Below are 22783 nucleotides of genomic sequence, written 5' to 3' on the forward strand. Positions count from 1 at the left end.
GCTGGTTCCAGTATTATACTTGGTTATCTTCGTCTTCTTGAACTTGCCGGGAATTTTCTAAATTCCTTTCCTGTATGAGCCATATTCTATTAAAAATGAGCAAGATTACTTTCTAAGCTGAAGTAATGCTTTAATGAAAAAGTAACATTAAAATACAAGTATTTGCCATTTCTTAATGCAAGTTCGGGAGGAATGAAGCGCTTCAATTCTATGAACTTAATATAAGTTCATAAAACTATTATACCTGTTGTTTTAATATTTACTAAACCAGAATTAGAGCAAATTATTTATATTTAAAAGCTAAAAATATAAATCATGCGCTTTCCGATCCGATGCCTCCTTAGTTACTTCTTATTCTGGTTGTTGCTTTTGAATCCGGGCCTTGCTCAATCCAGAATTTCCTGGAAAAATGTTTCCATATTGGTATACACTAAAAACGGTAAAGGCTACGTGCACGATAATATTCCGAGTGCCGTAGCAGCCATGCAAAAATTGGCGCAGCAGCGTGGTTTTAAAATTAATGTGAGCGACAAGCCCGAAGTTTTTACCACCGAAAATTTAAAAAAATATACCCTTTTACTTTTCCCGAGTACCAATAACGATGTATTTGATACGGACGAACAACGATTGGCTTTCCGGAAATACATGCAGGCGGGTGGCGGTTTTGTGGGGCTACACTCCGTAATTGGTACCGAACGTAATTGGCCTTGGTTTAAAATGATGCTGGGCGGATCATTTGTCTGGCACCCACCTTTTCAAAAATTGAAAATTATCTTGATTGATCCTTCTCAACCAAGTGCGCAAGGATTACCTAAAGTTTGGGAAAAAGAAGACGAATGTTATTTAATGAAGGATCTTTATCCTGGAACGCATACTTTTCTGGCCCACGATCTGAATAATTTAAATCCAAGTGAGGGCGAAAAAATAAAAAGTGTTGCCGGCCCCTATACCTCGCTTTACCCGGCTGCGTGGTACCAAAAATTCGACGGCGGAAATATCTGGATTACAGCTCTGGGCCACGCTAAAACCGATTACCAGGATCCCCTGTATCTCCGGCATATTTGGCAAGGCATAGAATACGTCGCCGGTCAGGTTCATAAATTAGATTACGCCAAAGCCTACGCCACTCAGCACGACGAAGCCGTGCGGTATTAATAATAACATTTCTGAATTTACTTATTAAAGATTATAAAGGTACTAATCCGTTTTTTATGGTAAATAATAATTCGTTTAATCCTTCGCGGCGGAGCTTCTTAAAAAAAGCGGTAGCCGGAACCGTTACCTCCAGCTTGGCGGTAGCCGGATTCCCGACCATTGTGCCGGCCTCGGTATTTGGTAAAAACGCACCTAGTAATCAAATTAACATCGGGGCAATTGGTACCGGCCGTATTTCCCGCGATCACGACATGCCTGGCATTTGGAAGCACGAACAAGCCCGTATAATGGCCGTTTGTGACCTCGATCAAAAAAGGGCGAATGAAGCTAAAGATTTGGTAAATGCTTTTTACAGTAAAAAAACAAATAAACTCTACGATGGGGTTAAAGGTTACTTTGATCATTTAGAGCTGTTACAAAATAAAGATATTGATGCGGTGGTAATTAGTACTCCCGATCACCAGCACGCCTATATTGGCATCCACGCCGTGGAAGCGGGTAAAGATGTGTACCTGCAAAAACCGGCTTCACTCACCATTGCCGAAGGGCGGGCGCTTAGCAATGCCGTACACCGCTCGGGCCAGATTTTGCAAATCGGGAGCCAGCAACGTTCCTCCGCCCAATTCCGTTACGCCGCCGAGTTGGTACGCAATGGTCGTATCGGCCAATTAAAAACGGTATTGGTTGGTTTACCCGGCGACCCGGCCGGAGAAGAAGAACCAGAAATGCCGGTTCCTAAAAATCTAAATTATGATGCCTGGTTGGGTTCTACGCCCTACATGTATTATACCGAAAAACGCGTTCATCCGCAAAATGATTACAGCCGGCCCGGTTGGCTGCGTTGCGAACAATTTGGCGCGGGTATGATTACGGGTTGGGGTTCGCACCACGTAGATTGCGCACATTGGGCCATGGATACCGAATATACCGGCCCGGTAGAAGTAGGGGGCTGGGCCGAATACCCGACCAAAGGTTTATGGGACGTACACGGTAAATTCCGTACCGAAGCGCTTTATGCCAACGGTGTGAAAATGATTGTGAGTAATGATTTACCAAACGGTATTCGTTACGAAGGCACGGATGGTTGGATATTTGTTACCCGCGGCGATTATGCCGTAACCGCCAGCGATCCGGTAGCTAAAAAATCCGGCACAAAAGCCCTGGAAACCAGTAATCCTAAACTTTTAACTTCTAAAATCGGACCCTCCGAAATTCATCTTACCGAAAGCAGTGACCATCATGAAAACTGGTTAGAATCCATAAAATTGCGTAAGCAGCCCATTGCGCCCATAGAAATTGGTCACCGCTCTTGCTCTACCTGCCTGATCCACCAGATTGCTATGAAGTTGAAGCGAAAAGTATACTGGGATCCAATGAAAGAAAAATTTAAAAACGACGACGAAGCCAACAGCATGCTTTCCCGCCCCCAACGCTACCCGTATTTAGTAGGTTGACATTGATTCCGGAGAACAGAAATATCCGCCGTATTTTCTTTGTCTAGAACTACAATTAGGGCATGTTTTTCTGTTGCAAGTTTTCAACTTGGAACTTCGTATAGGAGCCAGTTTCTAACTGGGGGACGGTTAAAGGAATGAAAATCTAAGTTTTGCCCCTTACAAAATGGCTGGATAAAAAGCTCCCCGATAAAAACTAGAAGCAGAAGAACGGCTGCAAAAGCTTTTTTTTAGGTATCCTATTAGTTTTTATACCAGGTCTGTGGGGTAGTTAGCAATTATAAACCGTTTAAACAACTATGCACCGTAACCTGAAATACTTATAAAGACTTACCAAAATCGAGAACTAATTAATCATCAAAAATATTTTCCATCTAGGTTATCGGAATTAAAATCAGCCTATATTTTGATTTGCTGCGACGGAATCTTTTTCTTTACCAGTTAGATTTTTCGCTTTTAAATAGTACGAATGAAAAAAAATCCTTTAACCGCCTTTTGTGTCCTTATCTCCGTGTTCCTACTTTCTTGTTCCGGAAACAAAAAAGAAACTACCAAAAACGAATCGGCCACAAATAGCTCCGCAGTGACTAGCAAAATCAAATTAATTAACCTCGATCCAGGGCACTTTCACGCCGCTCTGGTGCAAAAGTCGATGTACCCGAACGTGAATCCGCAAGTGCACGTTTTTGCGCCCGCCGGACCAGATGTAGACGAATATTTAAAAAAAATTAACCAGTATAATGGCCGCGTAGAAAGTCCGACGGAGTGGCAGGAAGAAGTATATACCGGACCCGATTACCTACAGAAAATGCTGGCTGCCAAACCCGGTAATGTGGTAATAATGGCTGGTAATAACCAGAAAAAAACGGAGTACATTAAAACCTCTGTTGAGGCGGGTTTACATGTACTGGCCGATAAACCAATGGCCATTAATACGGCTAATTTTAACTTGCTGAAAGAAGCGTTTGCCACCGCCAAAAAAAATAAAGTTCTGCTTTACGATATTATGACGGAGCGCTACGAAATAACCACCATGCTGCAACGTGAATTCTCGCAGTTAGCGGAGGTTTTTGGTACGCTGCAAAAAGGAACAACTGCCGAACCCGCTATTACCAAAGAAAGCGTGCATCATTATTTTAAATACGTTTCCGGGGCGCCGCTTATCCGGCCGGCCTGGTTTTTTGATGTAGCCCAACAAGGCGAAGGAATTGTGGATGTAACTACTCACCTCGTAGATTTAGTGCAATGGGAGGCTTATCCGGAGCAGGTAATCGATTATACCAAGGACATTAAGGTAAACACCGCCCGGCATTGGCAAACCAAGCTAACTCCCAGCCAATTTAAAAAAGTAACGAATTTAACTTCTTACCCTGACTATCTGCAAAAATCGGTGGTAAACGATTCTTTACTGGGCGTTTATGCTAACGGTGAAATTAATTACCAAATAAAAGGTACCCACGCTAAAGTTTCCGTAATCTGGAACTATGAAGCGCCGGAAGGCGCTGGTGATACACATTTTTCTATTATGAGAGGTACCAAAGCGAATCTGGTAATCCGGCAGGGAAAAGAACAAAATTATAAACCAGTATTGTCCATCGAGCCCGCACCCGGAGCAGATTTAAAAACGTTTGAATCTGCTTTACAGAGTGGTTTAACGCAGGTACAGAAAAAATTTCCGGGAGTAACTATCGAAAAAAATGGTTCTAACTGGACGGTTACGGCTCCCGAAAAGTACCATAACGGCCACGAAGCCCACTTTGGCCAGGTTACCGAAAAATACCTGCAGTTTTTAAGTACCGGTACAATGCCGGAATGGGAAGTTCCGAACATGATTGCTAAATATTACACTACCACCCAAGCCTTAGAATTAGCCCGTAAAAAGAAATAAATCCGATTTCTAAAATCAGGAAAAAGTAGTTTTTAGTTATAAGTGAAAGTCGGATTTGTTTAGGTCCGGCTTTTTGTTTTATCAGAAGAATAGTCAATACACAATCATATAAAACAATTGCCATAAACCCGACGGGTTTCTCCGCAATCGTTATAGAAGTTGATTAAGCGATCTGGAAGGTGTAGTAGCTGGTTATAATTAGAATCAGTTAGCCGAGAATGAAGGACAGTAGTTTGGCTAGGAACGGCCTTCCAAGGTTCCGGTTCCGATAATTGTTGGGATTCCGACGTGTAGGGGCGTGCTGCGCACGTTTCTACCAGAGGAAAGAAAAAAGTAATAGCAGCCTCTCCTCCCCTGTTTTTAGGGGAGGTGCCCGGAGGGCGGAGAGGTAAAAGAGGTCCGCCGGTCACGAGGCAAACTGATTACTTTTCAAATAAGATAGCATCGCCAACTGGAGACGGGAACCGGCTCGCACGGTAAATTGCTCCGAGTAAGACTTTTATACTTCCATCTAGTATAATTTATCTCTTGCAGCAAAAATTTAATTTAGAATAGAACAGATTTACCAATGTGGATGTTGCTTACCTAACAGAATTTTGAAATATTATCAGCTGCTTGGGCGTTAGATGATACAGATTAATTCCATTTTCTTTTTCTGCTTGAATAAGGGTGAAAGAAGAAAATTTTAATCGGTATTTTAAAGAGCTTCGTTTGTACTAATTTATTTATTTATCCGGGTGAAACAACTTTACCTTCTTTTTTTATTCATCTACTTACTTTGTCTGGCTTGTTCTTCACCCGAGGATAAAAAAGAGGAGGTGCCTACGCCCGTTCCTACGCCTTTTCAACTTCAATTTTCCGATCGTTTTCAACCACCTGCTATCCCCGAAGATAATCCTTTAACCGTTGAAGGCGTGAACCTGGGGCGCCGTTTATTTTACGAAAAGAAGCTTTCGGGCAATAATACCATGTCCTGCGGGAGTTGCCACCAGCAAAAATTGGCTTTTACCGATGGACAAGCTTTTAGTACCGGTATAGATGGTCAACAAACTACTCGCAGTGCTATGAGTTTGGTAAATCTGGCCTGGAATAAAACCTTTAACTGGGCTGGTGAAGCTAACTCTTTAGAAGCGCAGGCTCGCATTCCGATTGAAAACCCACTGGAAATGCACCAAAACCTGGACGAAGCCGGGCGGGAATTACAAAATACGGCCACTTATCCCCGCCTTTTTCAAAAAGCATTTGGCACGAGTACCATCACCTCCGATTTAATGCTGAAAGCCTTGGGCCAGTTTACCCGCACGCTTATTTCTACCAATTCGAGTTACGATAAGTACCGGGCCGGGGAGGCTTCGCTTTCCGTAGAAGAATTGGAAGGCATGCAATTGTTTTTTACCCATCCGGACCCTAGCCGTAAATTACGGGGCGGTAATTGCGGTGACTGCCACGGCAGCGATTTTTTTACCTTGCAACAATTTCATAATAACGGCTTGGACGTTGATTTTACCGATAAGGGTAGGGGAGCAGTTACCGGAAAAGCAACGGATAATGGTAGATTTAAAGCGCCTTCTCTCCGGAATATTGCGGTAACGGCGCCTTACATGCACGATGGCCGTTTAAAGACCTTAGAAGAAGTACTGGATCATTATAATGAACATATTCAAAGTGCCAGCCCGAACCTGGATCCTTTAATTATAGAAGCTTCCAATAAAGTGGGCGGGAAAGCCTTGGAACTTACGCCCGACGAAAAAGCAAAAATTATTAAATTTTTACATACTTTAACCGATGAATCGTTCTTAAAAGACGAGCGTTTCTCGGAAATTACTACTCCTTAATCAGGCGTTAGATTTAAAAATTTAGTAAAAAGTTTTTATGGTAGGGCAGGTTGCTTTACTTTTACCGCATAAAAATTTCCTTGAAAAGTACCCTTACTATATTGCTACTGGTGGTAATGATGCTGCAAAGCTTCAGCAAGGTACTTATTGTCTTAAATTACCAGGCAAATAAAAATTACATTGCCGCGTTTTTGTGCGTGAATAAACAAAAACCGCAGCTTCATTGCGAAGGGCATTGTTACCTCAAAAAAGAATTAAATAAAGCGGAAGAAGCCCAAAAAAAATCAACCAATCAAAATCAAAAATTCGAAATTACTCTTTTCTGCCAAAATCTTTTGAAGGTTAATTTCCAGCCCGAATATAAGCTAGAAACGTATCAGGTATTTAAGCCGGCCTCTTACCGGTTTTCGGTCTTACTAAATTATTTCCACCCACCCCAAGTTCTCGCTTAACCTCTTCGTTATTTTACCTTATTTAATTAGGTTTCAAGATTTCACCGGTTTTAAATCAACTTAAAACTAGGTTTTGGGCCTTTGGCAATCTATTTATTCGCCTAATTTAGTAGGCTGGAGACAGAATGCCCCTAAATTTTGGGTAATAAAGTTTCAAAAAAATTCCTGGAACTTTTAACCTGTAACTATTAACGCTCTAACTTTTAATTTCTCATGCAAAACTTACTTTCCAAATATACTGCCTCTGTGGCCCTTGCTTTTATTTCTTTATGCACGCCTTCCTGCAAAGAAGATCCGGATACAACTCCGGCCTTGCCCGGCCAGGTTACCCTAGAATTTGATAATGTGGTGGGAGATGCGGCTTTATCACTCGATGATCAGGAATATACCAATGCCAACGGCGACAAGTTTAAAGTTTCCATGTTTAAGTACTACATCAGCAATTTAATTTTTAAAAAAGCGGATGGTACCGAATATAAACAGCCGGAAAGTTATTATTTGATTGATGAAAGTACGCCTAATTCTAAGCTGGTTACTATAAAAGACATACCCGCCGGCGAATATACCGGCCTTACCTTTACCATTGGCGTGGACAGCGTTCGCAATGTTTCGGGAGCGCAAACGGGTGCATTAGATACGGCTAACGGCATGTTCTGGACCTGGAAAAGCGGTTATGTTTTTGTAAAATTAGAAGGTACTTCGCCGCAATCTCAAAACGGCGGACTTGTATTTCATATTGGCGGTTTTCAAAAACCAAATAATACCATTCGTACCGTTTCTCCTTCTTTAAACGGCAATAAACTACTAGTAGAAGGCGGTAAAAATCCGGAAGTGCACATGAAAGTAAACGTGCTGAAGATGTTCCAGGGCGTAAACACTATTAAATTTGCGGAACTAGCCACCACTATGGGCGGTGAGAATTCGGTGAAAGTAGCCGACAATTACGTCAATATGTTTACGGTTGATCATATTCATCCTTAATGTTTATGGTTCGCCAAGTTTGGAAGCAATTCTGTCACTTAAGTTTTTTGGTAGTTAGTTGCGGAATAACAGCTTGTAACCCGGAGCCTGTAGTACCAACCGAGGGAGTTAATGCTCAATTGAGTTATTTTCCGGAACCCGTTTACCAGTACCAGAACAATCCCCTGACGCGAGTTGGATTTGAATTAGGACGTAAGCTTTTTTACGACCCCATTTTATCGGAAGATGGTTCTATTTCCTGCGGGAGCTGCCATAAGCAATTTGCCGCCTTTGCCGATTTAGAACATTCGGTAAGCCATGGGTTAAATAATCAATTAGGTACTCGTAATACGCCGGCTTTAGCCAATCTGCGCTGGAATCCAAATTTTTTCTGGGATGGTGGGGTAAATCACTTGGAATTGGTACCCTTAGCCCCAATCACAAACCCAGTAGAAATGGGCTCGAATGTAAATTCTATTATCCGGAAACTAAATCGTGATCCGGGTTATGTAACGGAATTCCGAAAAGTTTTTCACCAGGATAGCGTTAATAGCCAGCAACTGTTTCGGGCTTTAGCCCAATTTACCGGCGAGCTAATTTCGGCTAGTGCCCCTTATGACCAATACGTGAATGGTAAAACCGACGCTCTTACGGCAGAGCAAAAACAAGGTTTATTAGTTTTTGAAGCTAAATGCAGCGCCTGCCATAAGCCCGGTTTATTTACCGATCATTCTTTCCGCAACAACGGTTTGAATTCGGATTTTAAGCAAGACCCGGGCCGGAGAATAATAACAGACCAGCCAACGGATGAAGGTAAATTCAAGGTGCCCAGCCTGCGGAATGTAACCGTGAGTTCCCCTTATATGCACGATGGTCGGTTTCGAACCTTAGTTCAGGTGCTGGAACATTACGCGAAAGGGGTAAAAACCTCGGCTACGCTGGACCCCCTGCTTGCCGGGGCTAACCCTGGTATTGCTTTATCCGACGAGGAAAAAAAACAATTACTGGCTTTTCTGGAAGCTTTAACGGATAAAAAATTCATCACCGATCCGCGCTTTGCCGATCCTTTTTAATGTTTAGCATGAAAAAATATACTTACTTACTCTTACTTTTCAGCTTTATTCATACGAAAACCCAAGCCTGCGATATTTGCGGCTGCTTTATGGGCATTACGCCGTATGATAACCAGAGCAGCGTGGGCGTGCTGCATCGTTACCGCAGTTTTAATGGTTACAAAAGCCTGAATCAAAAAAAACATTTTTTCCCGAGAGGAGGGGGCATTTTTACGGGTGGCCCTAATAACGAACCAGGCGGCTCGCACAGCCACAACGGTAACCCCACGGATTTTGAGGTTTACCGCGTAACCGAACTTCGGGGGAAGTACTTTATTCACCAGCGCGTTGAATTAAATGCGTTTGTGCCTTACGTGCAGAATACGACGCAGTACAACCAGAACCGGACTACCTTAGCCGGTATCGGGGATATTAATATTTTTGCCGGCCTGCATTTACTGCGCCAGATTGAAGTAGCCGGTGTGCAGCAACGCTTAATTGTGGGTGGTGGTATAAAATTACCCACCGGTCATTATTACCGGGCCAACGGCGAAGGCATTCGGTATCCCTTGTTGTACCAAACCGGTACCGGCAGCGTCGATTATTTTGGTTACGTAAATTATATTGCCGGCTACAAAAAATTTGGGTTGAGCTTAAACTCCAGTTACAAGATTAATGGGGAAAACTATTACCACGAAAGTATTGCCAATAGCTCCGCCCACTTTGCCAATTTATTTTACCGCTACCATCTAAACGATAACTGGAACATAAACCCGTCGGTGCAGTTTTTTTATGAGTATACCAAAGGTGAAAAATTTAAAGGTGAATTAACCGGCGAACACAAAATGAACAATGCCTTACTCGGACCGGGATTCGATATTTACTACAAAAATGCCGGCATAAATCTGGCTTTTCAGTTACCCGTTTTCCAGGAAGATATTGGCCATCCGGCCAGTTCCGGCCGTTTGATGCTCGGTTTTAGTTACAATTTTAATCAGACCAAATATTTAATTAAAAGTAACTAAGGATTTATGAAGCACTGGTCTCGATATTTGATTTTAATAATACTAACAAGCCTCTATTCCTGCTCCATTTCGGAAAAAGAACAGCTCAAGAAGTTGGAAGAACAAGTTCTGACCCGGCACGATGAAGTTATGAGCCAAATGGATAAAATATATCAAAAACAGCGTAAACTTCAAACTTACCTCCAAAAAGCCGATTCAACTAAAAGCGATGGTAAGCTAGTCAGGAAACAAATAGTAGATTTAAAAATGGCCGATGAAGCCATGATGGATTGGATGCACCAATATAAAAGCCCAACTAACTTAACACCTGAAAAAGCCAACTTATATTTGCAGGACCAATTAGTAAAAATAAAACAAGTAAAAAAACAAGTGGAAGGCGCCTTAGCCAACTCGGAAAAATAGAAGCAAGTAGTGAAACAAAAACATAAATTATATTTTTTGCTTAAGCCAGTCAGTTTTTTCTTGCTGGTTAACTTACTTTTTGGCTGTTCTCAGCCGCGTAATACCAAAAACTCTTTGCCCATTTTAGGAGAAAGAGAAGCCGTTCAAAAGGTAGTTGATGGAAAAACCCTGACCGACACCATTTACCACCAAATTCCTGATTTTAGTTTTATCGACCAAGATAGCCAACAAGTAACCAGTCAAACATTGGCCGGAAAAATTTACGTGAGCGATTTCTTTTTTACCACGTGCCCCACTATTTGCCCTAAAATGAAAAGCCAGTTGTTACGGGTAAACGAAAAATTTAAAAACAACGATCAGGTGGTGCTTTTATCGCATACCATTGATCCGCAGCACGATTCCGTAGCCGTTCTCCGGGACTATGCGGAGCGCCTAGGGGTAAACAGCGCCAAATGGCATTTTGTAACCGGGGCTAAAGATAGTATTTATAGCCTGGCGGCCCAGTACATGGTTTCGGCCGCCGAAGATGAAAATGAGGCTGGCGGGTTTGTGCACAGTGGTGCCTTTATTTTAGTAGACCCTAACCGCCACGTACGGGGCATTTACGATGGCACCAATCCGGAACAGGTTGATCAATTAATGAAAGATATCCCGGTATTATTAGCAGAAAAGCCATAACATGCTAAGAAGTAAAGATCTGGGTTTTCTTGTATTTGGGCTGGCAATATTTTCTGTATTCCGTTGTTCTCCAACAATTACCGATAGCGGAAAACAATTATACGAACAGCATTGTGAAACCTGCCACATGCCGGATGGCAGCGGTTTACGTCGGCTTATTCCGCCGATTGCGCATTCCGATTATTTAGTTAAACACCGCCAGCAATTACCTTGCTTACTTAAGCACGGCATGGAAGAAACTATCACGGTAAATGGTCAAAATTACCGTCAGAAAATGCCCGGGGCCGAAAATTTAACCCCCGACCAGGTAACTAATCTGCTGAATTTTGTGCAAACAAATTTTGGTAATAAGAACGAGCGTTTTACCATACCGGAAGTAGCGGCTATGCTCGACTCTTGTGCCGCGCATGATTATTAATAGGTATACCAACTTATTACTTTATTTAAAGCCAAAGAGCGTAGCTACTAGCTACGCTCTTTGGCTTTAAAGCTAAGATTAGAAATCTTACCAGAAAATAGTATATAATGCGGCGATAATCCCGAAAATAATAACTGCTCCCACCGCAAAACCTGTCGAAGTTTTAAACATAGAAGCATCAATGGCCAAACCTTTGGGGTTATTCTTGCTTTTCGGATCAAATAAAGTAATAATCACCATTAAGGCTACCAATATCAAAAACACAATTCCCATACGATCGATAAAGGGAATTTCGGGGAATTGAAATTTTAAAAAGGTAGATAAAGGTATGGTTAAAACCGCAGCTACTAAAGCGGCGGGTGCCGTGGTACGTTTCCAGAAAAAGCCTAAGGCAAAAATAGCAAATACGCCCGGCGAAATAAAGCCGGTATACTCCTGAATATACTGGAAAGCCTGGTCAAGATTACGTAAAACCGGCGCTACGAAAAGAGCAATTATAAAAGCCGCCACCACTACTAATTTGCCAAATGTAACCAATCGTTGCTCCGAGGCATTCCGGTTAAAAAATTTCCGGTAAATATCCAGGGTAAAAATGGTAGATATACTATTGGCTTTACCCGCTAACGAAGCCACAATGGCCGCGGTTAGCGCCGCAAAAGACAAACCTTTTAAGCCGGTTGGCAGCAGATTGAGTAAAACCGGGTAAGCGTGGTCCGGAATAACGTTACCGGCCTCGTTTGCCATTTCGGTCTGAAACTGGCCATTTTTGAAAAGCACGTATGCGGCTATACCCGGTAAAACCACAATAACCGGCATCATTAATTTTAGAAAAGCGGCAAATAATAAACCACTGCGGGCTGTTTTTAAATCGGCGCCTAAAGCCCGCTGCGTAATATACTGGTTACAACCCCAATAATTCAGGTTGATAATCCACATACCCCCAATTAAAACCGATAAACCGGGTAAATCCATATACGCATCGCGGGTACCGCCTTCCCCGTTCGGAATCATTAGCTCGCCTTTTGATAGAATCATACTAAAATGATCGGCGGCTTCTTTCCGTAAAAAACCTAAACCTTCCCAGGCGCCTCCATCCCCTAAAGTAGTAGCTACCAAATCCAAAGCTAAGTAAGTAGTGGCTAAGCCACCTAGTACTAATACAAAAACCTGAATGACATCTGTATAACCAATTACTTTCATGCCGCCAAGGGTAATAAATATGGCGAATATGGCCAAACCATACATGCAGTAAAAAAAGTCGATACCCGAAACGGTTTGCACGGCCAAAGCGCCCAAATACAAAATAGAAGAAAGGTTCACGAATACATAAACCAACAACCAGAAAACGGCCATAATCGTACTTACCGCATCGTTATAACGTTGCGATAAAAACTGCGGCATGGTGTAAATTTTGTTTTTCAGGTAAATAGGAATAAAGAAAATGGCTACTACCATTAACGTAGCCGCAGCCATCCATTCGTAAGTAGATATAGCCAGACCCAAAGCAAAGGCAGAACCCGAGGTACCAATAAATTGCTCAGCCGAAATATTGGACGCAATCAGCGAAGCGCCAATAGCCCACCAGGTTAAGGATCCCTCCGCCAGAAAATAATCTTTCGAATCGGCCTGGCCGGTTTTATTTTTTCGGTAAATCCAATAGCCGTAGCCGGATACAATTATAAAGTACACCAGAAAAACGATGTAGTCAATTGATTTCATAGGATGGTGAAAGTGTGGAAGTATGAATTTGTTGCGGCTTAAAGATAATTTTAAATTAAAACTATGTCTATTTACTGACCGATATTTTTATATAAAAAACTTAAAAAATTGAAAAATTAAGTGCCTTAGTTACAAACAGCAATTATTCTAATCTGTAATTTTAAGCAAGCTAGAATTCTTTATTTAAACCATTTTGCGGGCTTTTATTAAAATTTAGTAATAAATAAACCCGGTAAGTAAAAAAGCTCACCGGGTTAACTTTAAATATTAAAATTTTACTAATTTTAGATATACTGATTTATCAGGTTTTCGAATAATTCTTGCTTACCGCTAATTTGCTTCGGTTCACCATTTTTAAGCGCTAATTCGCGCAACTCTTCCAGGGTAAGCTGGCCTTGTTCAAAACGCTGTCCATCGCCGCTATCAAACGAGGCGTACCGGTTTTGGCGCAATTTCTTATAATCCGATTTCTGCAGAATGTTATCCGCAATTGTTAAAGCGCGGGCAAAAGCATCAATGCCGCCAACGTGCGCTAAAAATAAATCTTCCAAGTCGGTGGAGTTGCGGCGCAGTTTGGCGTCGAAGTTAACGCCGCCATTACCTAGTCCACCGGCTTCCAAAATTACCAGCATGGCTTCCGTTAATTCATACAAATCTACCGGGAATTGGTCGGTATCCCAGCCGTTCTGGTAATCGCCGCGGTTCGCATCAATGCTACCCAATAAGCCGGCATCGACGGCTATTTGCAATTCGTGGGCGAAAGTATGCTGGGCCAGCGTAGCGTGATTAGTTTCCAGATTTAATTTAAAATCGTTTTGTAAATCAAACTTGTTTAAGAAGCCAATTACGGTAGCGGCATCAAAATCGTACTGGTGCTTGCTTGGTTCCATCGGTTTCGGCTCAATCAGGAAGGTACCGGTAAAACCCGCTTTGCGGCCGTAGTCGCGGGCCATGGCCAGGAAACGACCCATATGCTCGATTTCGCGCTTGGTATTGGTATTAAGCAAAGACATGTATCCTTCCCGGCCTCCCCAGAATACGTAATTTTGCCCGCCTAAAGCAATAGTAGCATCAATGGCGCCTTTTACTTGAGCCGCCGCGTAGGTTAATACGTTAAAATCGGGGTTAGTGGCCGCCCCGTTCATGTAGCGCGGGTGCGAAAACAAATTGGCGGTACCCCACAGTAAGTTAATGCCGGTTTCTTTTTGCTTTTCCTTGGCGTAATCCACCATGGTTTGCAAGTTGCGCTCTGATTCGGCAATAGATTTGCCTTCGGCGACAATATCAAAGTCGTGAAAGCAATAATAGCTCAAACCTAACTTAGAAGTAAACTCAAAAGCGGCATCCATTTTTTCTTTGGCGCAGGTAATGGCATCGGAACTCGTTGACCACGGAAATTCCCGCGTGCCCGGCCCAAATGGATCACCGCCGGTGCCCGTAAAAGAATGCCAGTAAGCTACCGAAAACTTGAAGTAATCTTTCATGGGTTTACCGGCTACCACTTTGTTTTCGTCGTAATATTTAAACGCCAAAGGGTTCGTTGATTCTTTGCCTTCGTAAGCAATTTGGGAAATATTCGGAAAGTATTCTTTCGCTCCTGTTACTACTTTAACTGCCATATTTTTTGCTTGGGTTTAGTTTTAGAATTTTACTAATTAAATATCAATTGGAATGAACTCCTTCATAAAAAAGAGTTGGGGTTTTGAATTATACGCAGGCTACTAGTTGTGGCGCCCGGCTAATCCCACAATAATTTAAATTTTAAGCGGAAAAGCGGTTTAATTGTACCTGCAATTCGGCTAACCAATCCTGGTAAATAGCTTCGTATTGTTCTTGTAATTGCGTTTCGGGTTCTACGGCCCGGGTGCGGCGTAAACCCACAAATGCCTGCGAGTAATCAGCGTAAATTCCGGCTCCAACGCCTGCCCCGCGAGCAGCTCCTTGCGAACCATCGGTATTATACAGTTCCACTACCGTATTGGTGACGGTAGCAAAGGTTTGGGCGAACAAAGGACTTAAAAACATATTTGCGTCGCCGGCTTTCACCGTGCGGGCGTTTATCTGCAGACCTTTCATAATATCAAAACCGTAGCGCAGGGCAAAGATAATTCCTTCCTGGGCCGCCCGCGCCAAATGAGCCGGCGTATGTTGATTAAAGGACAAACCGGCAATATGCGCGCCTACTTGTTGATTTTTTAGAAACCGTTCCGCCCCGTTACCAAAAGGCAAGATAAGTAAACCTTCTGCGCCGGGCGCCACGCTTTGCGCCAGATCGTTGATTTCTTCGTAGGTATAGCTGGCGTTGTTTTTTTCGGAAGTAAATACCGTTTTTCGTAGCCACGAATTTAAAATGCCCGTGCCGTTTACGCACAGCAAGGTACCCGTAGACGGTTGTTCCGGCGTATGATTGACGTGCAAAAAAGTATTTACCCGCGATTCGGGGTCGTACGTAAATTGGTTATTAACCCCGTAAATAACGCCGGAAGTACCCGCGGTGGCGGCTATTTCGCCGGGATGCAGTACATTTAAGGAAAAAGCATTATTCGGTTGGTCACCGGCCCGGTAAGCAATAGGTGTTCCCGCAGCTAAACCTAATTCTTCCGCCGCTGGTGCCGATACTTCGGCTTGTAAACCAAAACTGGGCACAATTTCCGGAATAAGTTCGGCCGGAATACCGTAATGATCGAGCAAGTCGAAAGCGGGGGCGTTTTCTTTGAAGTTCCACAAAATACCTTCCGATAAACCGGAGGCCGTGGTCTGAATCTTACCAGAAAGTTTCATGGCAATAAAATCGCCGGGCAGCATAAACTTGTGAACGCGGCGGAAAATTTCCGGTTCGTTTTCTTTTACCCATTTCAGTTTAGAAGCCGTGAAATTCCCCGGTGAATTTAAATAGCAGGATAAGCAAGTTTCCGGGCCAATAGCGCGAAAAGCTTTGTCACCCAACGAAACCGCCCGGCTATCGCACCAGATAATAGAAGGCCGCAGTACTTCCTGGTTTTCGTCGACAACTACTAAACCGTGCATTTGGTAAGCAATGCCAATCGCTTTTATGTCTGCTACTTGAATCCGGCCTTCCCGGATAACCCGGTGCGTTACCTCTCGCAGGTAATACCACCAACGTTCGGGATCTTGTTCGGCCCAGCCTTCCTGCTTTACCATCATGCCCATTTCCTGCGCCGGCGCAAAAGCCGAAAGTAAAACTACTCCGGTGGCGGCATCTATTAAAGTAGCTTTTACCGAAGAGGAGCCAATATCATATCCTAATAAATACATCGTGCTTTTATATCCGAATGAACTATTTTTTAGTAACGTGCCGCAATTGGTTCCGGAAGAGTAAACCTTGCAGCCTTTTAATAACTGGGTGAATTATTAATTTATAATGGAATAAAAAGGCTTCAAACTTATTTATAAAAATTCATTATTAATAATTCGTTTATAGCAATTATATTACAAATTAAATAAGAAGCACACTTATTGTAAAAGTTACAATATTAAAATATTATTCTTAGCAAACCAATTTAAAAGTAGTTATTTTAGCTTGTTAAAGCGATTAAGTTTTAAATTAATATCGGAAGGAGAAAGTGTTTTAATAATTTGGGGGCGTAAACATTTTCTTTTTTACCGTGTTATGGCTAATTATTACAGGATAGATTTATGGTTCAAACTAAATTTGCCGGTTCTATTTTAAATTTTAAACCCGAAGATATTATTCCCGCCGTATCCACGGACTGCATTATATTTGGTTTAGACGATGGCAAACTAAAAGTACTCCTCCTAAAACGTAACATCGAACCTTCCTTGGGCTTATGGGCCTTGCCGGGCGGCTTTGTCCTGAACTTTGAAGAACTGGAAATGTCAGCGAAGCGCACCTTGCACGATACCACCGGCATGACGAATGTTTTTATGGAGCAAGTACAAGCTTTTGGACAAGTAGACCGCTTTCCCTGGCGACGGGTAATTACCATAGCCTTCTACGCCCTCATAAAATACCGCACCGACGATCTAAGGGCCGGGCCGGACGCTAGTGATATTCATTGGTTCGATATTTCGGATTTGCCGGAATTGGTTTTTGACCATAAACACATCTTAAATGTTACCTTGCAGCACTTGCAAAGTAAGGTGCGGAGCGAACCCATTGGTTTTGAACTATTACCGCCTAAATTTACTTTAACGCAGTTGCAGGAATTATACGAAGCCGTTTTACGCACTACTTTTGATACCCGCAACTTCCGCAAAAAACTGCTCAAGATGAATTTGCTCGAACAATTAAACGAAACCCAAACGGGAGTAGCCCACCGGGCGGCCCGCTTGTACCGCTTTAATCCGGGTATTTATCAGAAATTGAAAGAAAAAGGCTTTACTTTTGAATTGTAGAATATAGGTTAGTGGCCATTTTTCGTTTATAAGGAAAATAAAACTTTCATGAAGAACCGAGCGAACCTGCTGATTCCCTTTTTCTGCTTGGTTTTTGTTTCCCCCACCGCTTTATGGGCGCAAGATGTTGAAATTCCTAGTTCGGAGTTAATTATCAAGCAGACTAAAAATCAAAAACTATTAACGAAAATAGGTCTTAATATTGGTGCTGGAACCTCCGACATGAAGCTGAACCAGTTAAATAAACGGCTGGCTGATATGAATATTGGTTGGCTTGATCCAACGCTTTCCATAGTTAATACAAGTATCTATGCCGAGATTAAGAAAGTGATAGGCATTTCTATAGATTTTGGAGTAGGTATTTCGCAGGATGGCAAGCTCAACCGGCTAAATTCGTATTTAAGTTTTACTACATTCTCTTTCGGACCAAGTATTTATGTGCCGTTATATCGCTCGAACCGGATTTTCCTGTGGGCTACCGGTGGGGTACGTTCCGTAGACATGACCTTAAAATACAATGCTATCCGGAATAATGCCGTTAATTTTAATTCGCTTTTAAGTAATCCGGGAGCCAATAGTAACAGCTTTCATGTAACTAGTGGTTTAAATCAAAATGCGCAATTTGGGGGAAGGTTTCAGTTCCGGTTAGAAAAAGGTTACCAGGAAAAATCCCCGGATTTCCGGCTGGGCCTGGATGCCGGTTATGCTTATTGCTATCGTTTTTATCCCTGGCACGAAACGGGAAGTAATGCGCCCATTGTTAATATGCCGGAGGTAAAGCCGGATAACTTTTATTTTAATTTAAATTTTTCGGGGTACTTTTAGCGAATGAAACAGTAGATCTAATTTGCATGAAAATACTCCTGGTGGAAGACGAACCCAAAGTAGCTTCTTTTATAAAAAAAGGTTTAGAAGAGCAATCTTATGATGTAGAACAAGCCTATGACGGTTTTTTTGGAAAACGGCTGGCGCTGGAAAAAGAATACGATTTAATAATTCTAGATGTTATTTTGCCCCAATTAAACGGCCTGGAAGTTTGTAAAGCAATCCGGCAGCACAACAGTTCAGTGGCAATTTTAATGTTAACCGCCTTAGGCAATACCACCGATAAAATTGAAGGTTTAGATGCCGGGGCCGACGATTACTTAGTTAAACCTTTCGAATTTCAGGAATTACTCGCCCGCATTCGGGCTCTTACCCGCCGTAAGAATGATTTACCCAGCGGCGAAATTTTACGCATTGCCGATCTGGAATTAGATATGGCGCGCAAAACCGTTACCCGCAACAACCAGCCCATTACGCTCACCGCCCGGGAATTTGCCTTGCTCTCATATTTGCTGCGCAACAAAGGCCGGGTAGTATCGCGGGTAGATATTATCGAAAATGTTTGGGAAACATCTTTCGATACCGGCAGCAACGTTATTGATGTATACATCAACTTTTTGCGTAAAAAAGTAGATAAAGATCATTCGGTTAAATTAATTCATACCTTGGTAGGAATGGGTTACGTGATAAAAGAAGCCTGATTTCCATGACTATCCGCTCGAAATTAACGCTTCAATTCGCGGTTATATTTTCGTTTATTCTTATTCTCTTTTCGGTTTTTATTTACGTGTTTGTGTCGCTTTACCAGGAAAGAGATTTTCAGCAAAACTTAAAAAACCGGGCCAATATTGTCGCGCACGTTTACCTCGACGCCAACCAGGTAAGTCAGGAAACATACCGGAAAATTTTGCGGCAGTATAACCAATCTTTGCCTTACGAAATTGTAAACGTTTATGATAACACCGGTAAACTGGTTTTCCAGGAAGGAGAGGGTAGGTTACCGGTAAGCAAAGAAATACTCTCAGCTTTGCAGCAAAATATCGAAGTCATGCAGCTGGTGCAGGGAAGGCAATTAGTGGGGGTGCCGTACTTCGACGCGAAAAATAAAAAAAAATACCTGGTAATTGCTTCTTCCATTGATGCCAATAGCCGGCAGCAGTTGCGCGAGTTGCGGCTTATTTTATCTTTTGGCTGTTTAATAGCCGTGGTTATTGTTTTAGCGGCGGGTTGGGTATTTGCCCGGCAGGCTTTGCGGCCCATCACCAAAGTAGTACAGGAAGTTGAGAAAATCAGCGCCTCGGATTTGCATTTAAGATTAACCGATTCGGTGGGTAAAGACGAGTTATCGCATTTGGCGCATACGTTTAATAAAATGCTCGACCGGCTGGAGCAAGCTTTCGCCATGCAAAAAACGTTTATTTCCAACGCTTCGCACGAACTTCGTACCCCGCTTACCGCCATGATCGGAGAGTTGGAAGTTGCCTTAATGAAGCCCCGCGCCGCCCACGAATACGAGCGGGTATTGCACGCTACCCTCAACGAAGCCAAGCTTTTAACGCAGCTTTCTAATGGGTTATTACAAATTGCGCAGGCCAGCTTTGATATCTCTAAAATAGAATTAAAAAAAGTCCGGTTCGATGAAGTGGTTTTTTTGGCGAGTGAGGAAGTAAAAAAACGCCACCGCCAGGCTAAAATTGATATTAATTTTGAAAACCTACCCGAAGACGAAAGTAAATTATTTTGTAAAGCGAACGAATCATTGTTGTTAATTGCCTTCATCAACGTTTTTGAAAATGCCTGTAAATTTTCGCCACCGGAAGGATTAATATCGGCCACTATACATGTTACCCCGGCGCAATTACAATTGCGGGTGCAGGATAGGGGAGTCGGGATTAAAAATGAAGATTTGCAGCATGTTTTCGTTCCTTTTTTCCGGGCCGATAATGTCCGGGATATCTCGGGCCACGGTATTGGTTTGCCACTCGCCGAAAAAATTATCAAATTGCACCAAGGTACCATTCAAATTAATTCGGCGCTTCACGTCGGTACCGAAGTTTTAATTTCACTTCCCGCAGCATTTTAATCTTATTTTAATGTGCCTTTAATGTCTTATTAATCTTGCCGGAATAAGTTTGTAAAGTGATAAAAGCTTAAACAGCTAAATTCTTTATAAAAATAGACGTAGAAATTCGGCATGAAGTCAATAGATGGTATTTCATTTAAAAGTCTGAGCAGTGATTTGCCCGCAGGATTGGTAGTTTTTTTAGTTGCTTTACCGCTTTGTTTGGGTATTTCGTTAGCGTCCGGGGCTCCCTTAGTAGCAGGGGTTATTGCGGGCATTGTGGGAGGTATTGTTGTTTCCCTTTTAAGTGGCTCCTCTTTAAGTGTTAGTGGACCGGCGGCCGGATTAACCGTAATTGTTTTAAATGGTATTACTAAGTTAGGTTCTTTCGAAGCATTTCAGTTAGCGGTAGTAATTGCCGGACTGTTGCAGCTTACTTTAGGATTCCTGAAAGCCGGTATTATCGGGCATTATTTTCCGTCGAGCGTGATTAAAGGCATGTTGGCAGCCATTGGTTTGACTTTAATTTTAAAACAAATTCCTCACTTTTTAGGGGTCGATAAAGATTTCTTCGGTGAAATGGAGTTTTTACAGTTCGACGGCCGGAATACGTTTACCGAAATGACGTACGCCATGCAGCACGTGGAAAAAGGTGCTTTAATCGTGGGAATTATTTCTCTGCTGATTATCATCTTGTGGGATAATCCTAAGTTAAAAAAATACGCCTTTTTTAAATTTGTGCCTTCCGCTTTAATTGCGGTATTGGTAGCTTTAGGGCTTAATTATTTTTTCCGGATTAGTACGCCAGTTTTAACTATCGGCACCGAACATTTGGTACAGTTACCAGCTATGGATTCTTGGGAAAAAATGGTAAATCAGTTAAGCCAGCCAGATTGGAGCGCTTTTAAAAATGTCGACGTTTATATTTTAGCCCTGACCATTGCCATTATTGCCTCCCTCGAAACGCTGTTAAGTGTAGAAGCAGTAGACCGGATGGATCCCTTGAAGCGGGTTACGCCGACTAACCGCGAATTAAAAGCCCAGGGAATCGGTAATTTTATCAGTGGTTTACTGGGTGGTTTGCCCATGACGGCCGTAATAGTGCGGAGTTCGGCTAATATAAATTCCGGTGCTAAAACTAAATTGTCGGCTTTTACGCATGGTATTTTGCTTACCATAAGTGTATTGTTTTTATCGCCTTTTTTAAATCTTATTCCTTTATCGGCACTGGCCGCGGTATTATTGGTAGTAGGTTACAAACTTACCAAGCCGGCTTTATATGTCAATCAATTTAAACTAGGTTGGGAACAATTTATTCCGTTTATTGTAACTATAGTAGCTATATTGTTTACTGACTTGCTCATTGGTATCTCTATCGGTTTGGCAGTGGGGGTATTCTTTATCCTAAAGGCGAATTACAAAACTCCTTACTTTTTTCATAAGGAGCAGCACCACGAAGGTGAGGTAATTCGGTTGCAACTAAGCGAAAACGTATCGTTCTTAAACAAGGCCAGTATATTACTAACATTGCACCACTTGCCCGATAACAGCGAAATAATAGTAGATGGCTCCAAGTCAACGTTTATTGATTACGATGTGCTTGATGCCATTCAGAATTTTAAAATTAATGCGCACGAACGTAACATTCGCCTGCATTTAAAAAATATACCCGAAGTTATATCCACGAACGCACACTAACTCATTCTAAAAACCTGAATAGAAAATGGAAAAAATATTTGAAAATAACCGTAAATGGGTAGCTGATAAATTAGTACAAGATAAAGATTATTTTAAAAGACTGGCTTTAGGTCAGAAACCGCGTTACTTGTTTATTGGCTGTTCCGATAGCCGGGTACCGGCCAACGATGTATGCGGTACAGGACCGGGCGAAATGTTTGTGCACCGCAATATTGCCAATATGGTAGTTAATACCGATATGAACATGTTATCGGTGTTGCAGTACGCCGTGGAAGTATTAGGGGTACAAGATGTAATTGTTTGCGGCCATTATGGTTGTGGCGGGGTAAAAGCGGCTATGGGCGATCAGCAATATGGTTTAATCGATAACTGGCTGCGCAATATCAAAGATATAATGCCTTCGCACCAGGAAGAACTGCAAAACTTACAAGATGAAGAGGCCCGTTGGCGCCGCATGGTGGAGTTAAACGTAAAGGAGCAAGTAAATAATTTATACAAGACCACCATCGTGCAGAACGCTATCAAAGCGGGTAAAACCTTAAAATTGCACGGTTTGGTGTACGATATTGCCAATGGTATCTTAAAAGATATTAACTGGTCAACCGAAGATTTTAAGCTCTACGCGGAAAGTTATCACCTAAACATGGAAAATACTACTTCTCAACTAACTGAGGTAGTACCGCAAGAATAACCGGAAACGCAGAGAGTTTAAAATTTCTAATTCGTACCGTACTTGTTGTAACGGATTAGAGCAAAGATAAAATTACATTTAGCTGTTTCTCC

General features: G+C 42.3%; 20 protein-coding genes. 17 read left to right on the forward strand and 3 right to left on the reverse strand.

The window, feature by feature from the left end; translation table 11 throughout:
• The first annotated feature begins 315 nt into the window (after positions 1–315).
• From AHMF7605_RS02955 to AHMF7605_RS03005, 11 genes are all read left to right on the forward strand, one after another.
• Positions 316–1155, forward strand: coding sequence for a ThuA domain-containing protein (locus AHMF7605_RS02955; protein ID WP_106926295.1), 840 nt, complete (start codon positions 316–318; stop codon positions 1153–1155).
• 56 nt (positions 1156–1211) lie between these two features.
• Positions 1212–2609, forward strand: coding sequence for a Gfo/Idh/MocA family protein (locus tag AHMF7605_RS02960; RefSeq protein WP_106926297.1), 1398 nt, complete (start codon positions 1212–1214; stop codon positions 2607–2609).
• Positions 2610–3078: 469 nt separating this feature from the next.
• Positions 3079–4497, forward strand: a complete 1419-nt coding sequence (locus tag AHMF7605_RS02965; protein WP_106926299.1) for a putative oxidoreductase C-terminal domain-containing protein — start codon at positions 3079–3081, stop codon at positions 4495–4497.
• 737 nt (positions 4498–5234) lie between these two features.
• A complete protein-coding gene (locus AHMF7605_RS02970) occupies positions 5235–6332 on the forward strand; it encodes a cytochrome-c peroxidase (RefSeq protein ID WP_106926301.1) in 1098 nt (365 codons plus the stop codon).
• An 80-nt stretch (positions 6333–6412) separates the two neighbouring features.
• Positions 6413–6784, forward strand: coding sequence for a hypothetical protein (locus AHMF7605_RS02975; protein WP_146153502.1), 372 nt, complete (start codon positions 6413–6415; stop codon positions 6782–6784).
• Positions 6785–6997: 213 nt separating this feature from the next.
• Positions 6998–7765 carry an MbnP family protein gene (locus AHMF7605_RS02980; RefSeq protein WP_106926305.1) on the forward strand — a complete coding sequence of 256 codons (768 nt, stop codon included), beginning with the start codon at positions 6998–7000 and terminating at the stop codon, positions 7763–7765.
• Between the two features lie 5 nt (positions 7766–7770).
• The gene (locus AHMF7605_RS02985) at positions 7771–8817 is read left to right on the forward strand and encodes a cytochrome-c peroxidase (protein WP_106933325.1); all 1047 of its coding nucleotides are present in this window, start codon (positions 7771–7773) and stop codon (positions 8815–8817) included.
• 8 nt (positions 8818–8825) lie between these two features.
• A complete protein-coding gene (locus AHMF7605_RS02990) occupies positions 8826–9821 on the forward strand; it encodes a hypothetical protein (RefSeq protein WP_106926306.1) in 996 nt (331 codons plus the stop codon).
• A gap of 6 nt (positions 9822–9827) precedes the next feature.
• Positions 9828–10223 (forward strand): hypothetical protein, encoded by a 396-nt coding sequence (locus AHMF7605_RS02995; protein ID WP_106926308.1) that lies wholly within the window; start codon positions 9828–9830, stop codon positions 10221–10223.
• Positions 10224–10337: 114 nt separating this feature from the next.
• Positions 10338–10901 (forward strand): SCO family protein, encoded by a 564-nt coding sequence (locus AHMF7605_RS03000; RefSeq protein WP_317046489.1) that lies wholly within the window; start codon positions 10338–10340, stop codon positions 10899–10901.
• Between the two features lies 1 nt (position 10902).
• Positions 10903–11319 (forward strand): c-type cytochrome, encoded by a 417-nt coding sequence (locus tag AHMF7605_RS03005; RefSeq protein WP_106926310.1) that lies wholly within the window; start codon positions 10903–10905, stop codon positions 11317–11319.
• Between the two features lie 87 nt (positions 11320–11406).
• Here the strand turns inward: AHMF7605_RS03005 and AHMF7605_RS03010 are convergent, their stop codons facing one another.
• From AHMF7605_RS03010 to AHMF7605_RS03020, 3 genes are all read right to left on the reverse strand, one after another.
• Positions 11407–13038 (reverse strand): sodium/sugar symporter, encoded by a 1632-nt coding sequence (locus AHMF7605_RS03010; RefSeq protein ID WP_106926312.1) that lies wholly within the window; start codon positions 13036–13038, stop codon positions 11407–11409.
• A gap of 284 nt (positions 13039–13322) precedes the next feature.
• Positions 13323–14657 (reverse strand): xylose isomerase, encoded by a 1335-nt coding sequence (gene xylA, locus AHMF7605_RS03015; protein ID WP_106926314.1) that lies wholly within the window; start codon positions 14655–14657, stop codon positions 13323–13325.
• Between the two features lie 142 nt (positions 14658–14799).
• Positions 14800–16314 (reverse strand): xylulokinase, encoded by a 1515-nt coding sequence (locus AHMF7605_RS03020; RefSeq protein WP_106926316.1) that lies wholly within the window; start codon positions 16312–16314, stop codon positions 14800–14802.
• A gap of 381 nt (positions 16315–16695) precedes the next feature.
• On the opposite strand from AHMF7605_RS03020, the gene AHMF7605_RS03025 reads away from it, so the two are divergent.
• From AHMF7605_RS03025 to AHMF7605_RS03050, 6 genes are all read left to right on the forward strand, one after another.
• A complete protein-coding gene (locus tag AHMF7605_RS03025) occupies positions 16696–17415 on the forward strand; it encodes an NUDIX hydrolase (RefSeq protein WP_106926318.1) in 720 nt (239 codons plus the stop codon).
• A gap of 48 nt (positions 17416–17463) precedes the next feature.
• On the forward strand, positions 17464–18240 hold the full coding sequence (locus AHMF7605_RS03030; RefSeq protein WP_106926320.1) for a hypothetical protein: 777 nt from the start codon (positions 17464–17466) through the stop codon (positions 18238–18240).
• Between the two features lie 26 nt (positions 18241–18266).
• Entirely contained in the window at positions 18267–18941 is a 675-nt protein-coding gene (locus AHMF7605_RS03035; protein WP_106926322.1) for a response regulator, read from the forward strand.
• 5 nt (positions 18942–18946) lie between these two features.
• Positions 18947–20323: a HAMP domain-containing sensor histidine kinase gene (locus AHMF7605_RS03040; RefSeq protein ID WP_106926324.1), complete on the forward strand. Its 1377-nt coding sequence runs from the start codon at positions 18947–18949 to the stop codon at positions 20321–20323.
• A 111-nt stretch (positions 20324–20434) separates the two neighbouring features.
• Positions 20435–22000, forward strand: coding sequence for a SulP family inorganic anion transporter (locus tag AHMF7605_RS03045; RefSeq protein WP_106926326.1), 1566 nt, complete (start codon positions 20435–20437; stop codon positions 21998–22000).
• Between the two features lie 25 nt (positions 22001–22025).
• Positions 22026–22691 (forward strand): carbonic anhydrase, encoded by a 666-nt coding sequence (locus AHMF7605_RS03050; protein ID WP_106926328.1) that lies wholly within the window; start codon positions 22026–22028, stop codon positions 22689–22691.
• The last annotated feature ends 92 nt before the right edge of the window (positions 22692–22783 follow it).

The organism is Adhaeribacter arboris (assembly GCF_003023845.1).
GTDB classification, from domain to species: domain Bacteria; phylum Bacteroidota; class Bacteroidia; order Cytophagales; family Hymenobacteraceae; genus Adhaeribacter; species Adhaeribacter arboris.

Coding starts and splice junctions, on each gene's coding strand:
- AHMF7605_RS02965 (WP_106926299.1), top strand. CDS start 3,079: ATGAAAAAAAATCCTTTAACCGCCTTTTGTGTCCTTATCTCCGTGTTC.
- AHMF7605_RS03025 (WP_106926318.1), top strand. CDS start 16,696: ATGGTTCAAACTAAATTTGCCGGTTCTATTTTAAATTTTAAACCCGAA.
- AHMF7605_RS02995 (WP_106926308.1), top strand. CDS start 9,828: ATGAAGCACTGGTCTCGATATTTGATTTTAATAATACTAACAAGCCTC.
- AHMF7605_RS03050 (WP_106926328.1), top strand. CDS start 22,026: ATGGAAAAAATATTTGAAAATAACCGTAAATGGGTAGCTGATAAATTA.
- AHMF7605_RS03010 (WP_106926312.1), bottom strand. CDS start 13,038: ATGAAATCAATTGACTACATCGTTTTTCTGGTGTACTTTATAATTGTA.
- AHMF7605_RS02990 (WP_106926306.1), top strand. CDS start 8,826: ATGAAAAAATATACTTACTTACTCTTACTTTTCAGCTTTATTCATACG.
- xylA (WP_106926314.1), bottom strand. CDS start 14,657: ATGGCAGTTAAAGTAGTAACAGGAGCGAAAGAATACTTTCCGAATATT.
- AHMF7605_RS03040 (WP_106926324.1), top strand. CDS start 18,947: ATGACTATCCGCTCGAAATTAACGCTTCAATTCGCGGTTATATTTTCG.
- AHMF7605_RS03020 (WP_106926316.1), bottom strand. CDS start 16,314: ATGTATTTATTAGGATATGATATTGGCTCCTCTTCGGTAAAAGCTACT.
- AHMF7605_RS03005 (WP_106926310.1), top strand. CDS start 10,903: ATGCTAAGAAGTAAAGATCTGGGTTTTCTTGTATTTGGGCTGGCAATA.
- AHMF7605_RS03030 (WP_106926320.1), top strand. CDS start 17,464: ATGAAGAACCGAGCGAACCTGCTGATTCCCTTTTTCTGCTTGGTTTTT.
- AHMF7605_RS02960 (WP_106926297.1), top strand. CDS start 1,212: ATGGTAAATAATAATTCGTTTAATCCTTCGCGGCGGAGCTTCTTAAAA.
- AHMF7605_RS02980 (WP_106926305.1), top strand. CDS start 6,998: ATGCAAAACTTACTTTCCAAATATACTGCCTCTGTGGCCCTTGCTTTT.
- AHMF7605_RS03045 (WP_106926326.1), top strand. CDS start 20,435: ATGAAGTCAATAGATGGTATTTCATTTAAAAGTCTGAGCAGTGATTTG.
- AHMF7605_RS02985 (WP_106933325.1), top strand. CDS start 7,771: ATGGTTCGCCAAGTTTGGAAGCAATTCTGTCACTTAAGTTTTTTGGTA.
- AHMF7605_RS03035 (WP_106926322.1), top strand. CDS start 18,267: ATGAAAATACTCCTGGTGGAAGACGAACCCAAAGTAGCTTCTTTTATA.
- AHMF7605_RS02955 (WP_106926295.1), top strand. CDS start 316: ATGCGCTTTCCGATCCGATGCCTCCTTAGTTACTTCTTATTCTGGTTG.